Annotated in this window: 12 protein-coding genes and 1 pseudogene; 6 read left to right on the forward strand and 7 right to left on the reverse strand. The window is 66.9% G+C overall.

Translation table 11 applies throughout. The features are described from left to right. Nucleotides 1-93: 93 nt before the first annotated feature. On the forward strand, nucleotides 94-471 hold the full coding sequence (locus BN159_RS02060; protein WP_015655220.1) for a fucose-binding lectin II: 378 nt from the start codon (nucleotides 94-96) through the stop codon (nucleotides 469-471). Between the two features lie 137 nt (nucleotides 472-608). Here the strand turns inward: BN159_RS02060 and BN159_RS47390 are convergent, their stop codons facing one another. Further along, nucleotides 609-731 carry a hypothetical protein gene (locus BN159_RS47390; protein WP_269450982.1) on the reverse strand — a complete coding sequence of 41 codons (123 nt, stop codon included), beginning with the start codon at nucleotides 729-731 and terminating at the stop codon, nucleotides 609-611. Nucleotides 732-943: 212 nt separating this feature from the next. Then, nucleotides 944-1696 carry a hypothetical protein gene (locus BN159_RS02065; protein WP_015655221.1) on the reverse strand — a complete coding sequence of 251 codons (753 nt, stop codon included), beginning with the start codon at nucleotides 1694-1696 and terminating at the stop codon, nucleotides 944-946. A 263-nt stretch (nucleotides 1697-1959) separates the two neighbouring features. On the opposite strand from BN159_RS02065, the gene BN159_RS02070 reads away from it, so the two are divergent. Then, nucleotides 1960-3204 carry an IS256 family transposase gene (locus BN159_RS02070; RefSeq protein WP_015654866.1) on the forward strand — a complete coding sequence of 415 codons (1245 nt, stop codon included), beginning with the start codon at nucleotides 1960-1962 and terminating at the stop codon, nucleotides 3202-3204. Between the two features lie 206 nt (nucleotides 3205-3410). On the opposite strand, the gene BN159_RS02075 is transcribed toward BN159_RS02070, so the two are convergent. Beyond that, nucleotides 3411-4676: an IS701 family transposase gene (locus BN159_RS02075; protein WP_015655222.1), complete on the reverse strand. Its 1266-nt coding sequence runs from the start codon at nucleotides 4674-4676 to the stop codon at nucleotides 3411-3413. A gap of 671 nt (nucleotides 4677-5347) precedes the next feature. On the opposite strand from BN159_RS02075, the gene BN159_RS02080 reads away from it, so the two are divergent. The 4 genes from BN159_RS02080 to BN159_RS02090 all read left to right on the forward strand — a co-directional run bounded on the left by BN159_RS02080 (nucleotide 5348) and on the right by BN159_RS02090 (nucleotide 8540). Next, complete coding sequence (locus tag BN159_RS02080; RefSeq protein ID WP_015655223.1) at nucleotides 5348-5749, forward strand: hypothetical protein; 402 nt, start codon at nucleotides 5348-5350, stop codon at nucleotides 5747-5749. Between the two features lie 93 nt (nucleotides 5750-5842). Continuing rightward, complete coding sequence (locus tag BN159_RS46395; RefSeq protein ID WP_193384269.1) at nucleotides 5843-5962, forward strand: hypothetical protein; 120 nt, start codon at nucleotides 5843-5845, stop codon at nucleotides 5960-5962. 464 nt (nucleotides 5963-6426) lie between these two features. Beyond that, the gene (locus BN159_RS02085) at nucleotides 6427-6843 is read left to right on the forward strand and encodes a hypothetical protein (RefSeq protein WP_015655224.1); all 417 of its coding nucleotides are present in this window, start codon (nucleotides 6427-6429) and stop codon (nucleotides 6841-6843) included. Between the two features lie 971 nt (nucleotides 6844-7814). Continuing rightward, a complete protein-coding gene (locus tag BN159_RS02090) occupies nucleotides 7815-8540 on the forward strand; it encodes a peptidoglycan recognition protein family protein (RefSeq protein WP_015655225.1) in 726 nt (241 codons plus the stop codon). A gap of 44 nt (nucleotides 8541-8584) precedes the next feature. Here the strand turns inward: BN159_RS02090 and BN159_RS02095 are convergent, their stop codons facing one another. The 4 genes and pseudogenes from BN159_RS02095 to BN159_RS02115 all read right to left on the reverse strand — a co-directional run bounded on the left by BN159_RS02095 (nucleotide 8585) and on the right by BN159_RS02115 (nucleotide 16980). Beyond that, nucleotides 8585-10093, reverse strand: a complete 1509-nt coding sequence (locus BN159_RS02095; protein WP_015655226.1) for a hypothetical protein — start codon at nucleotides 10091-10093, stop codon at nucleotides 8585-8587. Between the two features lie 150 nt (nucleotides 10094-10243). Then, nucleotides 10244-10702, reverse strand: a pseudogene (locus BN159_RS02100) (ISKra4 family transposase); the annotation flags it as partial. Nucleotides 10703-10948: 246 nt separating this feature from the next. Then, complete coding sequence (locus tag BN159_RS02110; protein WP_015655229.1) at nucleotides 10949-15616, reverse strand: WD40 repeat domain-containing protein; 4668 nt, start codon at nucleotides 15614-15616, stop codon at nucleotides 10949-10951. Then, a complete protein-coding gene (locus BN159_RS02115) occupies nucleotides 15613-16980 on the reverse strand; it encodes a lipase/acyltransferase domain-containing protein (protein ID WP_015655230.1) in 1368 nt (455 codons plus the stop codon). The genes BN159_RS02110 and BN159_RS02115 overlap by 4 nt, the downstream gene beginning before the upstream one ends. Nucleotides 16981-17359 lie beyond the last annotated feature (379 nt).

Genomic DNA, 17359 nt, shown 5'->3' on the forward strand with positions numbered 1-17359 from the left:
GGTCGGCTTGGGGCCCTGGTCGGGGTGATAGACCAGTTCAGGCCCGGAGCTTGCATTCCATACCGGGCCCTAACCAACGTGAAGGGGTTTCAGGTGTCCAACACGGTTGATGTCGACTTCGACGGCGTGTACCAGGGCGTATCCATCAGGGCGATGGTTGGCTCGCCGCGTCTCCAGCGGGTGACGTTGCTCGAGGAAGGGTCCCCCCACCCCATCCAGTGGGTGGGATCGGGAGAGGGCGGCCTACAGATCGGCGGGGTCCAACTGTCGGGCGAAAAGAAGGTCAGTGTCACCGTGGAATCCAGCAATGACAACGGCGAGACCTTCAAGCCGAGCTCCCTCGGCCGCAGTACATGGCGGACGCTGTCGCTCCCGTCCTTCGTGGTGACCACCGTCAAGGCCGAGGACGACGGCGACAGCGACAGCGACTTCGACGACGCCGTCGTCTACTTCAGCTGGCTTTCCAAGTAGGCACGAGGCTGCCGCCGACCTTCTTGGGTGACGTGACGACGGATCGGCAAGGACCGGGTCATAGGATCGAGTGAATCGCCGACGGCCTGTCAACCCTTTCAGGGATCTCCGTGCCAGCCGGGCATCCCGGAGAGACGTCAGGAGACCGGCGGACCGGTCTTGAGTTTGATGTCCGGTCGGGCCGGGAAAGGCCAGTGGTCCCGCCCGGCCTGCTCCACGGCAGAGGCGATGACGGCATCGACGAACGAAGAGAGAGACACCGGGGCAGCTCAACGCCCGGGTTGCGCTGGAGGCCGACGCCGCAGTTGCGCAAGCGATCCAGAAACTCGTTGTTCACGTGGGCGGGGACCTTTTGAGCACGCTCCGACAGGTGAACGTCCGATGGAACCGCAGCGGACGGGGCCCGTGAACCCTTCCGCTCCGACCGCCACCCGTCTTGACGGTCCGTCAGCGAGGCTGCGGGAGGTGCGGCTCAGGAGCAGGAGCGAGTTGCATCGTCCCAGGCGTCGGGGCTGCGGTAGTGATTGCTGTGTCCCGCAGCGAGCACGTGGCGCAGTTCCGCGAGGTGCTGCGTAGTCGTGGGGAGATCCAACTGGTCGAGGAGGGCCAGTGCGCCAGCCGGCTCCAGGTCGCCGTAGACGTCGTGGAAGCTTGCCAAGAGGCCCTTGAAGAGGGCCGGATGCAGGGCGGGGAGCCGCAGGGCGGTGCGGTACGTCGGCTCCTTCACAGGCCAGCGCACCGGGCCCGAGCACTCCAGAACCCGATTGGCCCGGCGGAGCGCGGGTTCCGATCGATTGTTCACCACGTGGTCGATGTCGTTACCGAGTACCTCGGCGAAGGCCGACGCGGAAGTGGTGTGGTCCTCGAACCAGTCCACCCACAGCGAGTAGGTGACGGCCTCGACGTCCCTGTCGGCTTCCAACCGCTGACGGTAGCCGTCCCACAGCACGTCGGCCGGCAGGGGCCCCTCCGCGCTCTCGTCCGCGAACCGAATCTCGCACGTGACCCAGTAATCGTCGAGGAGGTCCAGCAGCCCGAAGGCCAACCGGACCTGATCGGCCACATCCAGATCTTCGGCGAACACATCGCCGGCCCAGGAGTGTGCCACTTCGTTGGCTGTGAGCACCTCACCGGGCTTCTCGTCGCTCACCCACCCCTCGCGCACCTGACTGACGCCCTGCTCAGCCAGCCAACGCCGCGCCGCCTCGACGGCTTGCATCTCCATCAGAGAAGTATGACAAGCCTCGCAAGATCACAACGAGACGGCCGAGCCAACGCGGAAGGCGACCCGTCAGTTGATGACTCACAGGTCAGTCGGCTGATGCAGTCGGATCGCGTCCCATGAGGTGGTGTAGCCGGGCCGCGTTCCGGAACGCGCGGGTGTCTGCCCGGGGCGTACATCCGCTGGGCGTGAGTGCTCCCTGCGCAAGGGCAGGCCATCGCGCAAGTCTCCTTGGTGAACGGGCAGTTCAACCGGAGGAGCACGCGATGGCCTTGTCCCAGTCTGAGCTGATGCGGCTGCTGGAGTCACTACGTCGGGCCGACGGAGTTGAAGCAATCAGGGTGGTGTGCGAGCGCATCCTTCAGGAGCTCATCGAGGCCGAGGCCACCGACGTCATCGGCGCCGCCCCGCACGAGCACTCCGACAAGCGCACGGCCTGGCGCAACGGGCACCGCGAACGCATGCTGACCACGCAGGCCGGCGACCTGGCCCTGAAGATCCCGAAAGTGCGGACCGGCTCGTTCTTCCCCTCGCTGCTGGAGCGTCGGCGGCGGATCGACCGGGCGTTGTTCGCCGTGGTGATGGAGGCATACGTGCACGGCGTCTCGACCCGGTCGGTCGACGACCTGGTCAAAGCACTCGGTGCGGACAGTGGGATCTCCAAGTCCGAGGTCTCTAGGATCTGCGGCGAACTGGACGAGGAACTGACGGCGTTCAAGGAACGGCCGCTGGACCACACCGTCTTCCCCTACGTCTTCCTGGACGCCACCTACTGCAAGGCGCGGGTGAACCACCGGATCGCCTCGCAGGCCGTGGTCATCGCCACCGGCATTTCCGCCACCGGGCACCGCGAGATCCTCGGCCTGATGGTCGGCGACAGCGAGTCGAAGCCGTTCTGGACCAAGTTCCTGCGCTCACTGCGGGCCCGCGGCCTGGAGAACGTCCAGCTGGTCATCTCCGACAGCCACAGTGGACTGGTGGCAGCGATCCGCACCGTTTTCCTCGGCGCGGCCTGGCAAAGGTGCCGCGTTCACTTCGTGCGAGACGTGTTTTCGGTGATCGAGAGGGGCTCGGGAGAGATGGTGGCGGCCACCATCCGCACCATCTTCGCGCAGACCACCGGCGAGCAGGTCCGCACCCATCTGAACGTGGTCGCCGACATGCTCGGACGACAGTTCCCGCAGGTCAAGAAGATGCTGCTGGACGCCGCAACCGATATCACGGCGTTCGCGGACTTCCCGCCGACGCACTGGAAGAAGATCTGGTCCACCAACCCGCTGGAGCGGCTGAACCGGGAGATCAAACGACGAGCCGACGTCGTCCAGGTCTTCCCCAACCCCGCCGCCCTCGACCGGCTCGCCGCCGCAGTCCTGGCCGAACTCCACGACGAGTGGCAAGTCTTCGACCGCCGCTACCTGTCGGAAGCCTCCATGGCCGAGCTCTTCACCACCAAGCCAACCGAAGCCGATTCACAGATCACCCCACAACCGGAACCGAAACAGCTGCCGTGACTACACCACCCCGCGGGACATGACCTGCAGTCGCTGCCGAGCCGGATCGGAGTGCTGACGCCTGCGAGGCGGCGGCCGCGTCGTCGAGCGACTAGTAGGGCTTGGTCAGGTTCGTATGGGTGTGGGTATGTCCCGGTGGCAGGTGGGGCAGGCGCCGGCCCAAAGGGCGAGGAGTGTCTGTAGCTCGCGGACGACTTGGTAGAGGCTCAGGCCGGCGCTGCTTCTTTTGGGGTCCGGGCCAGTCGTTGCAGCGTGCAGAAGGCGTGCGCGACGGAGACGAGGGTGACGTGGTGGTGCCATCCGTTCCAGGTCCGGCCCTCGAAGTGGGCGAGTCCCAGGGCCTGTTTCATCTCCCGGTAGTCGTGCTCGATGCGCCAGCGGAGTTTGGCGAGGCGGACCAGTGTGGTCAGGGGCATGCCGGAGGGCAGGTCGGACAGCCAGTACTGCACCGGCTCGCTCTCGCCGGCCGGCCATTCGGCCAGCAGCCAGCACACAGGCAGTTCCGGGCCGTCGACGTGCTGGCGGACCTCGCGTCCGGCGGGCCGGATCCGCAGCGCCACGAAGCGGGAGTACATCCGCTTGCGGCCGGAGCGGCCGGTGCCGGGCCGGGAGCCCTCCCGCCACTGCACCGGCCGGGCCGCCTTCCGGCCCGCCGCGATGACCAGCTCCTTCACCGGCCGCGGCTTGTCGGGATACTTCGCCACCGGCGGGCGTCCGGACCCGGAGTGCGGTTCGGCCACCGGCACCGCGTCGGCGGGCTGGGCAGACAGCGTGGTGGAGATCCCCACCACGTAGTTCAGGCCGCGTTCCTGCAGTCCGTTCCGGAACGCGGCGGCGTCACCGTATCCGGCGTCCGCGACGGCCAGCGGCACCTCGATGCCCCAGGAGCGGGTCTCGTCGAGCATATCCAGGGCCAGCTGCCACTTCTCCACATGCCCGACATCGTCCGGGATACCGCAGGCTGTGCGGCGGGCGACCTTGTCCGCATCGGCCTTCGGCGAGGCGGGATCCCAGCTCTGGGGCAGGAACAACCGCCAGTTGACCGCCGCCGAGGCGTGGTCGGACGCGAGGTGGAGGGAGACGCCGACCTGGCAATTGGTGACCTTGCCGGCCGTGCCGGTGTACTGCCGCGACACACACGCCGAGGCAGTCCCGTCCTTGAGGAACCCTGTGTCGTCGAAGACGAAGGCGTCGGGCCCGATCCTCTCCTCCATCCGCCAGGCGAGCTGGGCCCGGATGTGTGCCGGGTCCCAGGGACTGGTGGTGATGAAGTTGGCCAGTGCCTGCCGGTTCCCGTCCTCACCCAGGCGGGCGGCCATCGGCTCGACCGATTTACGCTGCCCGTCGGTCAGCAGCCCCCGCAGATAGACCTGCCCCCACCGTCGCTGATCCCTGCGCGCAAACGGCTCGAACACCTCCGCCGCGAACGTCTCCAACTCACCACGCACCAACGCAATCTCGTCCGGAGTCACACACTCTCAACGCCACACCGGCCCAGCAGGACACGCAACACCACAACCGACCTGACCAAGCCCTACTAGTGGATACGGGCGAGGTGTTCATGGGGCAGGACCGCCTTGCCCCAGTCGCCGGCGCCCGAGGACGCGGACAGCACGAGCGTAGGGCCGACGGCTTGGTCGGGGCCGGTGCGCCTCGGTGAGGGGTACGCCGAGGTTGCCCCAGGCGGTGATCTCTCCTCACCGGTCCCGACGAGGCGCCGCACACCGGACAGGCCTGGGTGCCCTGCGCGGTCCGCACCCGCACCACGAGCGCCGCTCGCCCTCATCGGCCACCTCCTCCACAGCCAGCGGGGAAAGACCAGAACACACCGTCTGCACAAGCTCGTTGAACATCCTTCGGGCAAGAGCCACCAAGCTTCACGACTCCCATCCACCACCGATGCGAGACAGGGCCGAAGGTGCTCGGCTGGCCAGGCCCCGGTGCGGACGACGGCGCCCACTGTCCTCGATCGAGTTCGCTCGACTCAGATTCGAACAGGCCTCCAACCCATGCGCCCGGGCGTCGTTGAGCGAGCTAGAGCCGGCCTGTTGCGAGAGTGGGAGCCGGTGCATTGCGGGGTCCGCGCAGGCGGGACCGCGCGCCGAGCGGGCCGGACGGGCATCCGGCGATAGGTTCCGGTGCCATGGCGGAACCTATTTACTACGTTGACCGCTCGTACATCCGCGAGGGCAAAATCGCGGAGGTCAAGAACGGGATGCGCGACCTTGCCACGTTCGTCGAGGCGCGCGAGCCTCAACTGATCGCCTACCACTTCTACATCGATGACTCCGAGTCCACGATGACCGTGGTAGCCGTCCATCCTGATTCGGCGTCGATGGAGTTCCACATGGAGCTCGGCGGACCGAAGTTCCGCGAATTCGGTGCACTCATCCGCATGAGATCAATCGACGTGTACGGCCAGCCGAGCCCGGTGGTCGTGGACCAGCTCCAACAGAAGGCCGAAATGCTTGGCGGAGGCACCGTCACCTTCCACACCCTGGAGGCGGGATTCAGCCGGCTGCATCCGCCCCAGAACACCGGCTAAGGGTCTATTGCGAAAGTGGATCTTGGTCGTGAATGATCACTTTTCGCGGAACGTGGTGATCCGACAAACGACCAGTGGGCCCGGCTTGAGCCGTTGCTGCCGCAGGGCATCAAGTCGGGCCGTCCGCCGGAATGGACTCGGCGCCAGTTGGTAGACGGCATACGGTGGCGGCCCCGGACCGGTTCCGCGTTGCGTGACGTGCCGGAACGGTAAGGGCCGTGGGACCGGGCCTATGACCTGTCCCAGCGCCCGGCAGCGGAACGGGACGTGGGCCCGGATCGTCACCCAGCTCCAGGCGGAGGCAGATGCGATTCAGCGCTCTACACCATCGTCATCGCCCGCCTGCGCTGGGACACCCGCACCCACTCCTACGTGGGGCAACGGGTCACCGAGGGCAAGACACGACGCGAAGCCATTCGATGCCTCAAACGTTACGTCGCCCGCGAGATCCATCAGGCCCTCCTCACATCCAGAAGGCGATCTGTGGCACCAATCCCCGCTCGTTGACATCCCGCCGTCCGCTACGAGGCGACCGTGCTGGTCGCAGTCCTCAGCGAGTGGCTGTGACCGGCACTTTCACAACAGGCCCTGGGTCGCTCCTGTTTGGTTCGCCCATCGAGTTGGGCCCTGGCTGGCTTCTGTAGCCTGCCGTCAGCTGTGTATCGGGGGGGGCTGACGTGGAGAACATCCTGTCCGTGGCCATCGGGGCTTGTCTCGGCCTCATAGGGGCTGTGTTCGGGTCCTGGTTCACTGCGCGCCGGCAGGACCGCATGTGGCTGCGCGAACAGAAGCTGAAAGCCGGGATCGGCTTCAACACCGCCGTGGTCCAGCTTGTCGACTACCTTCGGGAAACACAGCTCAGTGACGACGGCGCCGGGGCCAACGAGTTGGCGGGCCGGATGCAGGAAGCCCGGTCCGCCCTCTACCTACTGTGCGCCGACGACACCGTCGATCTCGCCGACGCTCTCGCGCGTCGGGTCTGGAGTTCCCAGCCCAGTGAGGGCAGGGACGATCGCAGGGCCGAGCACAGGGAGACGGAGGATCTCCTACGCCGCTTCACCCATCAGCTCCGGCAAGAGATCGCCAGGACGTAGTCCCAGTTGGTTCTCCGGTGGGACGATCGGTGCATGCATCGCGGTTTGAGCCGATGCAGGCCGAGGACATGACGCTGTCCCCGAGCGCCCTGCGGGAGGAACCGACGCAGTCCTGAACGGCCAAACAGCCCAGCCAGGGTGACGTGATCGGGTCCACCGAAGCGGCGCAACGCATACCCGATGACTGCGCCTTGTGGGCTGTGCACCAGGGCAGTCGGCCAGGCGAGTTCTGGCGGGGACGACGTGTGTGGGGCGGCTGCCGAGCGGTGACATCGCCACCATTCGCCGCTGCTTGCGTTCTTGCCGAGGACTGGGTGGATCGCGGTAGATCTTGACGCAGTAGTCCGCGCCGCGGCCCTCGATCGAGTAGAGGTCTGCATGGCCGACCACCATTGATGCTTCCTCAGCGCGAGGTACCTGCGCACCATCTGATGCCCACCCCCTGCGGCCGACAGCTGGTCGTTCACGGGATCCTGCCCGTCCCAGCGCAGTGAGCCGGGCCCGACGCCCCTGAGTTCCTTCCAACGCGACAAGCTCTCCCCCACCCGCATTTCGGGATCGCCGCCCCTGGCCCTGCCCCGAGACGGGCCACCGCCCGCCGTGGCCGTCCCGCCACCGTGACTCATTCGGTCGCGTTTCAGCAGGTCAGCGGATGGGGCGTCCCGGGACGATGTCACTTTCGCCTCAGCTGTGGCCGGGCTCATCACCGAACCCGCAGTCTCGATGCGGAGCCGGCCGGGTGCGGTCGGCTCCGCCTGGCGCCCTTCAGTGCCACACGTCCTGCCGACTCGGCGCCGCAAGTGTTGTCGATGGTGGGCGTGTTCACGGCAGGTGCGGGGCCTGGGCCAACAGCACCGAGAGAGCTACCGCACGCCGGCACACCGCTCGTTGAGAGAGGAACCCCATTGGTCACGATCCGGCCCAGACGAGACTGGCTTGAGAAAGCGCAGAGCTTCGAGGTCCTCTCGTCCATGGCCTACAACTACTCCGTTGACCATGGCGTCAGTTACGCCGTGGCTTTGGAGGCGGTGATCGCCCGATTGAGCGTCACCCGGAACCTGACGGGCGGGGAGTGGACGCCCTGGAAGGGCGGGGTGTTCATCCACTATGTCGGCTCCGGCCAGATCAACCCGTCCAGTTGCTCGGACTGCCAGTACGAGATCGCCGAGATCTGGACGAAGCACTACCTCGGGGAGTTCGGCGATCTGGCCTACAACTTCGTGGTCTGCCAGCACGGCAACATCTACAAGGGGCAGGGCTTCCAGCGGGGCGAGGCCAACGGCGGTTACGGCGCGGGCCTGGACCCGGCCGACCCGACTCTGAAGGCACAGCACATCCGGGTGCCCACGTATGGGCAGGTTGGCCGTAATGCCGCGTTCTACTCGATTCTCGGCCTGGTCAGGGGCGGCGACGCACCCAGTTCGGCGCTGCGCGCCTCGATCAAGGACCTCATCCGGTATCTGCGCACCTACGACGACCCGAATCTGCGGGCCGGCAACCTCCTCTACCCGCACCAGCATGGCGACAAAACGGACTGCCCCGGACCGCTGCTGCCGTACACCAAGGACGGGTCGCTGGAGCGCACCCGAGCCCGCGTCATTGCCCGCCATGGCCCGGATGCGGTTCGTCTGCCGAGCCGGGCAACGGCCTACCGGATTCTGGAGGATCTGGAACGGGGTGCAGTTCCTTTGGAGTGAAGGGTTGATGCCCGTTCCCCGAGGCAGTGCCTTGTGGAACAGAGCTACTGGTTGGCGTTGTAGACGACCCAGTTCCTGGACGACCTGTCGAGGATGCACACGAAGAGGCCGGGCTTCGTGAAGCCGGAGAACTCAACCGATTGACCCAATGGTCTGTTGTTCACGGTGAATCCGGGATCGGGTTGGAACTTCCAGGTGCCCGTTGGTGCTCGGCCCGGGGGCTGCGTTTTGGGGCTGAAGGCATGGATCATCATACTCTGCAGCCCGAACTTGTCGGCCGCGCCAGGCGTCGCCTGCAGACTGACGGTCTTGTTGTCGTACTCGCCGGTGAGCACCACTGAGGGAACCGGCATCAGGCCCACCTCATTGAAGACGTTGCCTCCATGCCCGCCGGGGCCGTAGATGTGACCGCTGATGTTGGCGGTGATCGGCAGCCTGAACAATGCCTGCCCTTTGCCTTCGTTCCAAATGAGGCGATGCCAGGTGTTCAAGTCGAGGGAGGGGCCAGTCGAGCTGATGTTGAATTCGAAGCTGCCGCTGTCGGCGCTCGTCGTGACCAGGACCTGGATGGGTATGCCCTCCTCGGTGTACAGGACATCGATGTTTCCGCCGAGACAGGGGAGATTCGGGGGCCTACCGATCACGGCGTTCGCATACCCAGATAGCATTGAGCAGACTCCGTAACTTCCCGGGTAGGTGGCCATGGTCTTGAGCGCGACGGCAACTCGGACGCAATAAACCTGGTCAAATCGCCACCCGCTGGTAACCTCGACGAGCCCGCCTCCGATGATCCACTCGACCGTTTGCCCAGCCAGAGGCGGATTGTTCGTGACCCACGGATAGACCTTCACCTTCTTCGCGGTCGAATCGACCGCCATCACAGCGTGGATGTTCCCACCGATCAGCGCAAAGTCCTCCGCGTTCAAGGCGCCCGGTACCTGGTCGAAGGTGAGCTCTGCACGCTGGTTCGCGCTGTTCTTCTGCGTCGCCTCGTCGAGATTGACGGCGGCTGTGATCATCGAGGTGACCTTGTGGCTCGCGTCGTGCCCGCTCACGCCGCAGTCGTGGCATTTGAGGATGGAGACGACGCCGTTGGCAGCCGGGGCCGCATGCCGGAAGCCGTCGCGTATGGCGTGTTGGCAGCTGACCATGTCGAAGCGGGGGCTCGAACAGCCCTCGCCGATGACGATGGCCTCGCTGTTGGCCCGGTCCTGCCATCGAGATCCATCCGACAAAGGCGGCCCACCCAACTTGCGGCCTCCCCGCACCTCCAAGTGGCCAGTGAAGTTGGTGTTTGTCGAGTTCTTGATCGTTACCACCGGGCCAGTGAACCCTCCGAAGGCTGTAATGCGGCACCAGCCGCATCGGTAGGCCTTTGTTTTAGCCGGTCCCTCGGCGCCGCCGATGACGATGGGCCTCTTCGTGTACCAGTCGCCCGAGATGTCGGCGTCGTCGACTCGGTGGGTGGCGCAGTGCGTGAAGAACTTGTTCAGGGCAGGGCCGCTGTCGAAGGTGTCGTCACCGCTGACAGCGCCGAACTCCTCTGGCCGCATCGACGTCCTCCGCCTCGTATTCCGTCACCGCCTGTACCCCTAGCCTCGATCATTCCCGCGCGCACGCCAGCCTGAGGGGGCCGACTGGAGTGTCCGGTTTCTGAAGATTCGCCCTGAGAGGTGATCGCTGCTGCTCAGGTCGGCGTGTCGCGTGTCGTCGTAGTTCGGCTGGTCGGGTGCGGGGTAGAGCCGTTCGTGTTCGCGGGCGGCGTGGTGGCGCCAGTACGGGTCGAGGTCGCCGTTGGAGACGACAGCACGCAGTCGCAGCACGGCTTCCGCTCCGTGGAGTCCCCAGCGGGCGCCGGTGATGTCGAGGCGGTCGGCGATCAGGTGGCGACAGGCGCCCTCGACCGCGCCGGTGGCGATCGGCCAGCCGTCTTTCAGCGCCGTGTCGTAGCGGAGCTGGTCGAGGTGGCTGGTCAGGTAGCGGTGGCAGGCGTCAACGGCGTCGCGCCGGGCTGCCAACAGATGTTCGCGGTCCGCTTGGGCGGCTATCTCGGTGGCGGTGCGGGCCGCGTGACCTGCGAGAATTGCAGTCAGGTGCTCGGCTGCCCAGGTCTCAGCCTCGGTCGTGCCGGGTTTGTGGAAGGCATGGGCAGCGGCCCAGCAGCCGTGAGAGTCTCTCCCGCTCAGCCCCGAGCCGCTCTGTCATATCAGCCAGCTGCAACTCGACGAGTTGTTCCACCCGCCCCCGGGCCTCGGCCTCCTCGGCCTCGATCGCCTCGAACAACGAACCCAACGACACGACCTCCCCCCTCAGGGAGAAGACATGCCTACCCAAAAGCCAATCAACATTTTCCCAGGTCAGCCCATCCTTCGAGACGAGCCGCATCCGCCCCGGATGCGGGCCTCTCGTCAACGGAGCCAGCTCGGAAGCGGCCAGCGATGGACGCGTGGACCGGTCACCACAAAGGTCACGTCACAGGGTTGGCCGACGAGGGTGAACCGGATGGAGATGCGGTCGCCGTCGCCGTGTAGCCAGGTTCCGACACTGCGTTTGGCATCGACTGCGAGTCGGCCGGTGAGGCGGTGGCCCCCGGACTCGATGACGTAGTCCACGTACGGGTCGGATCTGCATGCTCCTGAACTCTGCACCGACAGGTCGGCGTCGAAGTAGGGGTGATCACGCGCCACCCGGTAGGTGGTCGTACGTGGTTCGTTTCCCGCCGCGTAGGGGAAGCTGTACGGTCCAAAATCTTCCCCTATCCGGCATTCGTACATTTTTGTGCACACGGGTACGGCGCCCGAGATCGCGTCCCGGGCGACTTCCTTGTTGCTGTCGCCGCGGGTGATGACGAATGAGCCGATCATGCACATCACCAGAATTGTCAAGCCGATCCACTTGGCCAGCCGGCTCCACCGGATCGGAATCCTGGGAGCTTCGAACTCTGGCATTTCCTCGGTAACCGGGCCGGATCCGGTGTCGGGCAGCCTGAGATCCAAGGCGACGATTCCGTGGCTTGTACCGACCAGAAGCCGATCGCCCAGGACAGTGACTTTTCGCAGTTCTTGACCGAGTGCCAGGCGGCTTCGTTCCTCGCCGGTGCGGGCGTCGAGCAGTAAAAGAGACTTGTCGCCGACCGCCACCGCGTAAAGCGTCTTGTCGGGCCCGCGAACGAATCTGTCGACATCTTCGGGGACCCTCCAGCATGTCCCCGTCAACGGCGAGGTCAAGGGGCCTTGCGCTGTGAGGCGGTAGGCGACCGTCTCGGCCTCGGGCCCGCGGATGGAGTGGGTCGAGATCGGGCGTGCATGGTAGGTGCGTTCGGCCTCGACCTCGAGAGCCGGGCCAAGTCTGCGCCCCGAATTCAGATTCCAGATCTCTGCTGACGCTGCGCGGAAGTTCCTGTGGCAGACCAGCAACAATATGCGGCCTGCCAGGTCCGTCACCGGCATCAGTGTTTCCACGCTCATGTCGTCCCGGAACCGGATTCTCCGCCATGGGTCCCTGAGTGGCTGGTTGGTTCGAGTGTCCCAGATCTCGACCATTTGGTCGTGCTTCTCGGAGTCGTGGGCGTGCTCATGTGACAGGGCCAGTGTGATCGTGCCGTCGGGCAGGCGCACCGGTGCCTGCGCGGTCACCTTCCGTGATCGCCGCGGACCGATACGCCGTGAATATTCGAGTGCATTGTCCGTGGCGCCCAAGCGGTGCAGCGTGAGTGAGTCCCGGTCGAGTACGGAGAGGAGGAGCGAGTCTGGGCTGACACCGAGAATTGCGCATTGCTCGAAGGATGTGACGTCCCGCCCCAGCGAGGCGCCTCCGCCGGCGAATTCTCCTGTCATCGCGTTCCACAGGCGAGCGGTGTGTACCTGATTGGCGCCTTTTTGCAGCGCGACGAGATACTTCGCTCCGTAGGGCAGGACATCCTTTACTTCGTTGCCCGGCAACGGGTGCCCGAGCGTCGTTCCGTCCGCCACGCGCAGCAGGACATTTTTCCCTTTTTCCTTAGCTGCTACACACTCGGGAACTTCGTGGGACCACGGTGGGAGAGTGACCGTCGAGTCGTTGTTGGCGTAGCGTTGCCACCTGTTCTGCGTATTCACGTCGGCGGCGATTCGAATTTCACCCTCGTTGACCTCGCCGACGAGCACCCGCCCGTCTCCCAATCGTAACTTGGCCTCGGAGCCGAAAGTGGTCGTCCGATACGGCCCCGCCACGCGTCGGTTGTCGGGGCTCCACAGCCACAGACGTCCAGTGCTGTCCTGGACCAGCAGCAACTCACCGCCACGGCACGGGAGTACCGCCACGGCGTGCAACCGATGGGCGAATTGAGGGTCGACCAGATGCTTCGCCAGGTCGGGGAGACCTCTGGTGTGGGGCAAGGCGAAATAGATGGTGCCCAGGGCGGTATGGCACACCGCGGCCGTCCTGCCGTCCGGCGAGGTGACGGTCAGTCCCGCGCCGGTGCGGCCGAACCGCTGCCAATTCCGCACATCCCAGATCTGGACCCCGGCCCGTTCGTCCAGGCGGACGAGCACAGGGCGGCCGTCCGGCAGAGTGAACGAGGCCAGCGAGGTGGCGCCGTACTCGGGGCTCCGGCCGGTCAGCGGGTCGGTGATCGGCTCGGCGCTGGAGACACTGCTCCAGAACTGGACCGCGCCGTCAGTGCCGAGGCTGGCCAGCACGGGGCCGTGATCGGGCAGCTCGACCGAGGTGACACCGCTGATGCCGGTGCCGAGACTGACGCTCAGGGCATCATTCGACACCCGCGCCCAGGCCAGCTGCCAGACTCCATCCGCGCTCTGTCCTGTCGTGGACAGCCCCGTGGCTCGCGTGGTGGCCAGAGCGCGAAGGACGGCGCGGTCGCCAGGCGCCAGGGCGGCCAGTTCCCGCCAGGCGGAGAGGACTCCCACGATCGCAGGCGGCAGGTCTCCGCGCCCGAACGCTTCACGCAGAGCCTGATCCCGCACCGCGGCGGGGTTGAGGCGGTCCAGCACGGCCTCTGCGGCGGCGAGTTCCGCCCACGCACCCGCGACGGAGACATGAGCGGCGAGGTGTCTCGCCAGGTAGGGGGTCAGCGCTCCGAACTGCTCCGGGTGCGCGACCTGCTCCGCGGCCAGCCGCAGCAGGCCACCCGTGACCAGGGCATCCGGTGTGGCCCCGGCAGGGTCACTGGTGTGCGCACCGATGAAGTGTTCTTGAAAGGTGCGGTGCGCGAGGCGGTAGACGGTCTGTCCGTCCTCCGCGTCCAGCATGATTAGTGCGCCTGCCTGATGCAGGACGTCGTCGATGTCGCCCTCCGTCACAGCGTTCTCGGAGACGGGGCCGTGCTCGGCGAGTGCGGTCGCCGCCGTCGCCCACACTCCGCCCGAGCGGGGCAACCCCCTGCCCTGTCCGAGCGCGAGCGCGTGCAGCAGTGCCAGCGGACGGTGGGCGAGCCGGGCTCTGATCGCCGCGAACGTGGACTCGTGGTGCTGCGCAGCGAGTCGGCGCAGCTCGTCGGTGTTCTCCGGGCGCAGCAGTTCGGGGCGGGCGACGATCTCGGCGACCGCGATGCGCGCGGACAGGAAGTTCTGTCCGCCGCTGCGGACGAGCGCGGCGATCTCGTCGACGAGCGCGTCGGAAAGGCCCGGCGTGCCGGCGGTGCGCGCCGCGATCAGTCGGCGGCGTACGTACCGGCCCAGGTCGTTCGGAACGTACTCGACCTTGAGCACCTTCGTGTCGCCGCTGGAGCCCAGGGCGGTGACCAGGTTGCGTCGGGGCTCGCCGCCGAGGCCGGATTCCTCGGTCCTGATGCCGACGACGACGCGACAACCGGGCAGGTCCGCGATACGGCGCAGCACGGAGGAGGCGATGGCGGCGGGTTCACGGGCCTCGTCCAGCGCGTCGGCGAGGACGGTGAACCGTTCTCCTCGGGCGAGGAGTTGGGCGCGCAGGGTCCGCATGGTGAAGTCGCCCTCACGGGGCACACCGGCCGCGTCGCACAGTCGCTTGATCACGTGGGCCACGGACAGGCCCGCCAGGTGTACGACCGCGTCGAAGCAGTCGCAGGGCGGCAGTTCGCGGTCGTCCGGTTCCTCCAGCTGGCCTGCCTCCACGAGAACCTCGCGGAACTCGTCGTCGGCCAGGACGACCTGGTGGCCCAGGAGCGCGGACTTCCCCGAGCCGGCCGGTCCGGTCACCACGAGCATCCCGGTCTCCGTCTCACGCAGCCACCCGGCGATCTCGCAGGTCTCGCTCTGACGACCGGTGAAGAACCACGCCTGCTCGCTGAGGTCCCCGCCCCGGGCCTTGTCGTCGAAGTGGCGCAGCGCCTGAGGCCGGGCAGCGAGAATCTCCCGCAGCCGTTCCACGTCGTCGGCGGTCGCGGTGATGCCGGTGGCGGGCGCGTCGCGCAAGCTTAGGCGGGCGGTGACCTTATAGGGGACCGCGAAGCCGCCTGTGGTGCTGTGCCTCAGCCGGTTGTCGAGACGGCGAACCAGTTCGCTGACCTCGAACTCCGGGCCGTCCATCCGCAGCGAAGTCACCGTCGCGGCGAGGGCTTCGTTGAAGGCGCCCAGATGCGTGGTGCCATCGCTTCCCGCAGCGACCAGAACCAGCTCACCCGGGATGGCATCGGGACGGAGACCGTGCACCGCGGACATGAGGCCGTTCACGAAGGCCGGAGCATCACATGCCTCGATGACGACCATCGCCCAGTTGCCGCGCCGGCCGACACGGTGGGTCCACTCGGCTCTGATCCGCCGCGCCAGGTCCAGGGGTGTTTCCGCATCGGTCCAGGCGCCAGGCGTCTCGGCGTAGGCGAGGGCGGCAGCGTCGCCGTCGGAGTGACCGTGCCCCATCCACAGGAGCGCCGAACTGCGCGGGGCGGGAGGCGACGCCCAGGCACCCAGGCGCGCCGTGGCCTCGGTCCGGGTCACGCGCTCAGGGCGTCCGGACCACGGCACGTGCCGACCACCGAGTTCTGCCAGCAATTCCGCGGCTCGCTCGGCACAGGTGGCCGCGCCCGGGACATCGTCGAAGTGGTCGTACACGCCGATGGGCAGGGTGACCACGTCAAAGGCCGGTTGTGCGGACGTCATTCCTCCCAGAGGCTCAGATCGTCGGCGGGTGCGGCCATCACCAGGCAGCTGACAGGGGAGGCACCGGTCTGTTTCACGTCGATCCGATAGATGCCCGGGGCCGGGATACGGGCTCGGGCGGTGATCTCGTCACCCTGCCGTTGGAAGACCGGGCGTGCGATCTGGGTGTGGCTTTCGGCTGATTGGATGCGGCAGCCGAGGCCGGCGGCATCTCCGCCCCCGATCACCCGCACCGTGAACGGCTGCCCCACGGCCACGAGGTCCGGGGCGTCGACGCCGACGCCCCGCGCCCCCAGCGGTGGACCGAGGTCTCGCTCGGTGAGGACGGCGCGGGCCAGGTCCAGAGTCTCCGGTGCCTTGGCGAGGGCTGAGTGCTGCTGGGAGAGGTAGCCGGGGCGCTCGGTGAACCCGGTCGCGGAGAGGCGGAAGACGGTGCCGTCACCGCTGTGGTCCTCGCTGCCGCCGTCGGCCCCGCGCAGGAAGTTCCTCGGATTCACCTTGCCGGCGTCGATCGTCATGCTCTGGGCGGTCGGCTGGTTGAGCCCCACGACGGCCCGGAGCTGAGGGGGCGGCGAGTCCGACCAGCGGTGCCCCAGGCTTGAGGCCGCCAGGTCGCCATTCCCTCCGAGCGCCGCGGTGTCGGCATCGGTGAGGAGGCGAGGCCCTCCGTGCTCATCGACACAGCGGTAGCGGGGCAGCAGGTCGTAGAGGCCGGGGAGGGTCGCTGCCAGCGTGCGCAGGTGTTTCCTCGGCAAAGGAACCGGCGAACCCCGGCCGAGGTTGAGGATGACGGCAGCCTTGACCGCGCCGAAGTATGGGGTGCCAAGGGTGAGCAGCGTCCGCACTTCGGCCGCCCCGCCGAGGTCTTCGACGAAGTGCCGGGCGAGCAGGCCGCCCATCGAGTGCGCGACGATAATCAGCCGTGCGTCACCGTGCCCCTCGCCGAACCCGCGCCAGGAGCGGAGATGGCATTCGGCGGCATCGGCCAGGAACTGCGCGGTACGACGTACCGGGAGCCGCCAGTCGTAGGCGAACTCCGCGACCGCGCACGGATGAACGCAGGCGTCCTCCAACTTCCGCACCAGGGCCGTGTACGGCTCGGACCCGCGCAGTACCGGTGCGTACGCGGGTGCGCGCAGCAGTCGGCCGGGCCGGACGCGGCCGGTCTTGCCGTCCAGTTCCTCATCGGTCACGGCGAGTTGACGGAGCCCGCGGCCGGTCGTCCACGCGGACAGGTACCAGCGCGGATCGCGTAGCCCCCACAGCAATGCGCCGCTCTCGGTGTCAACCAGCTCACTGCCCATGATTCCCGGCACGACCAGGATCGCGTCCCTGATCTTCCCAGCCCCCGCGTCGTTCACCATGTCCCCCCGCACGCCGCTCCGGCCATTGAAGGGCGCGTTTCGTCCACGGCGCAATGACGAAGACGAACCGTTCTGAGGCACGGAAGCGCGGACCAGCGCACGGGTGCGCGTTGAGAAGCTGTTGAGAAGCCGTTGTCTTTCCGGATGTGATCGTTGAGTTTCCGCTGATCAGGCATGGTGTCGGTGACGCCGAGGGAGGGTTCGGACGTTCAGTTCGTTCTCGGTGGTACGGAGGTGTCGTCGGTGATGGGCTTGTTGAAGAAACGGGAGACCGCTGCCCGAGCGGCGGTGGAGCAGCTTCAGGCGGAAGCGGACCGGGTTCTGGCAGAACTCGCTGTGGCAGAGGGGGTGTTGGAGCGCCGGGTGAACGCGCGGGCTG

It is taken from the genome of Streptomyces davaonensis JCM 4913 (assembly GCF_000349325.1).
Classification (GTDB): domain Bacteria; phylum Actinomycetota; class Actinomycetes; order Streptomycetales; family Streptomycetaceae; genus Streptomyces; species Streptomyces davaonensis.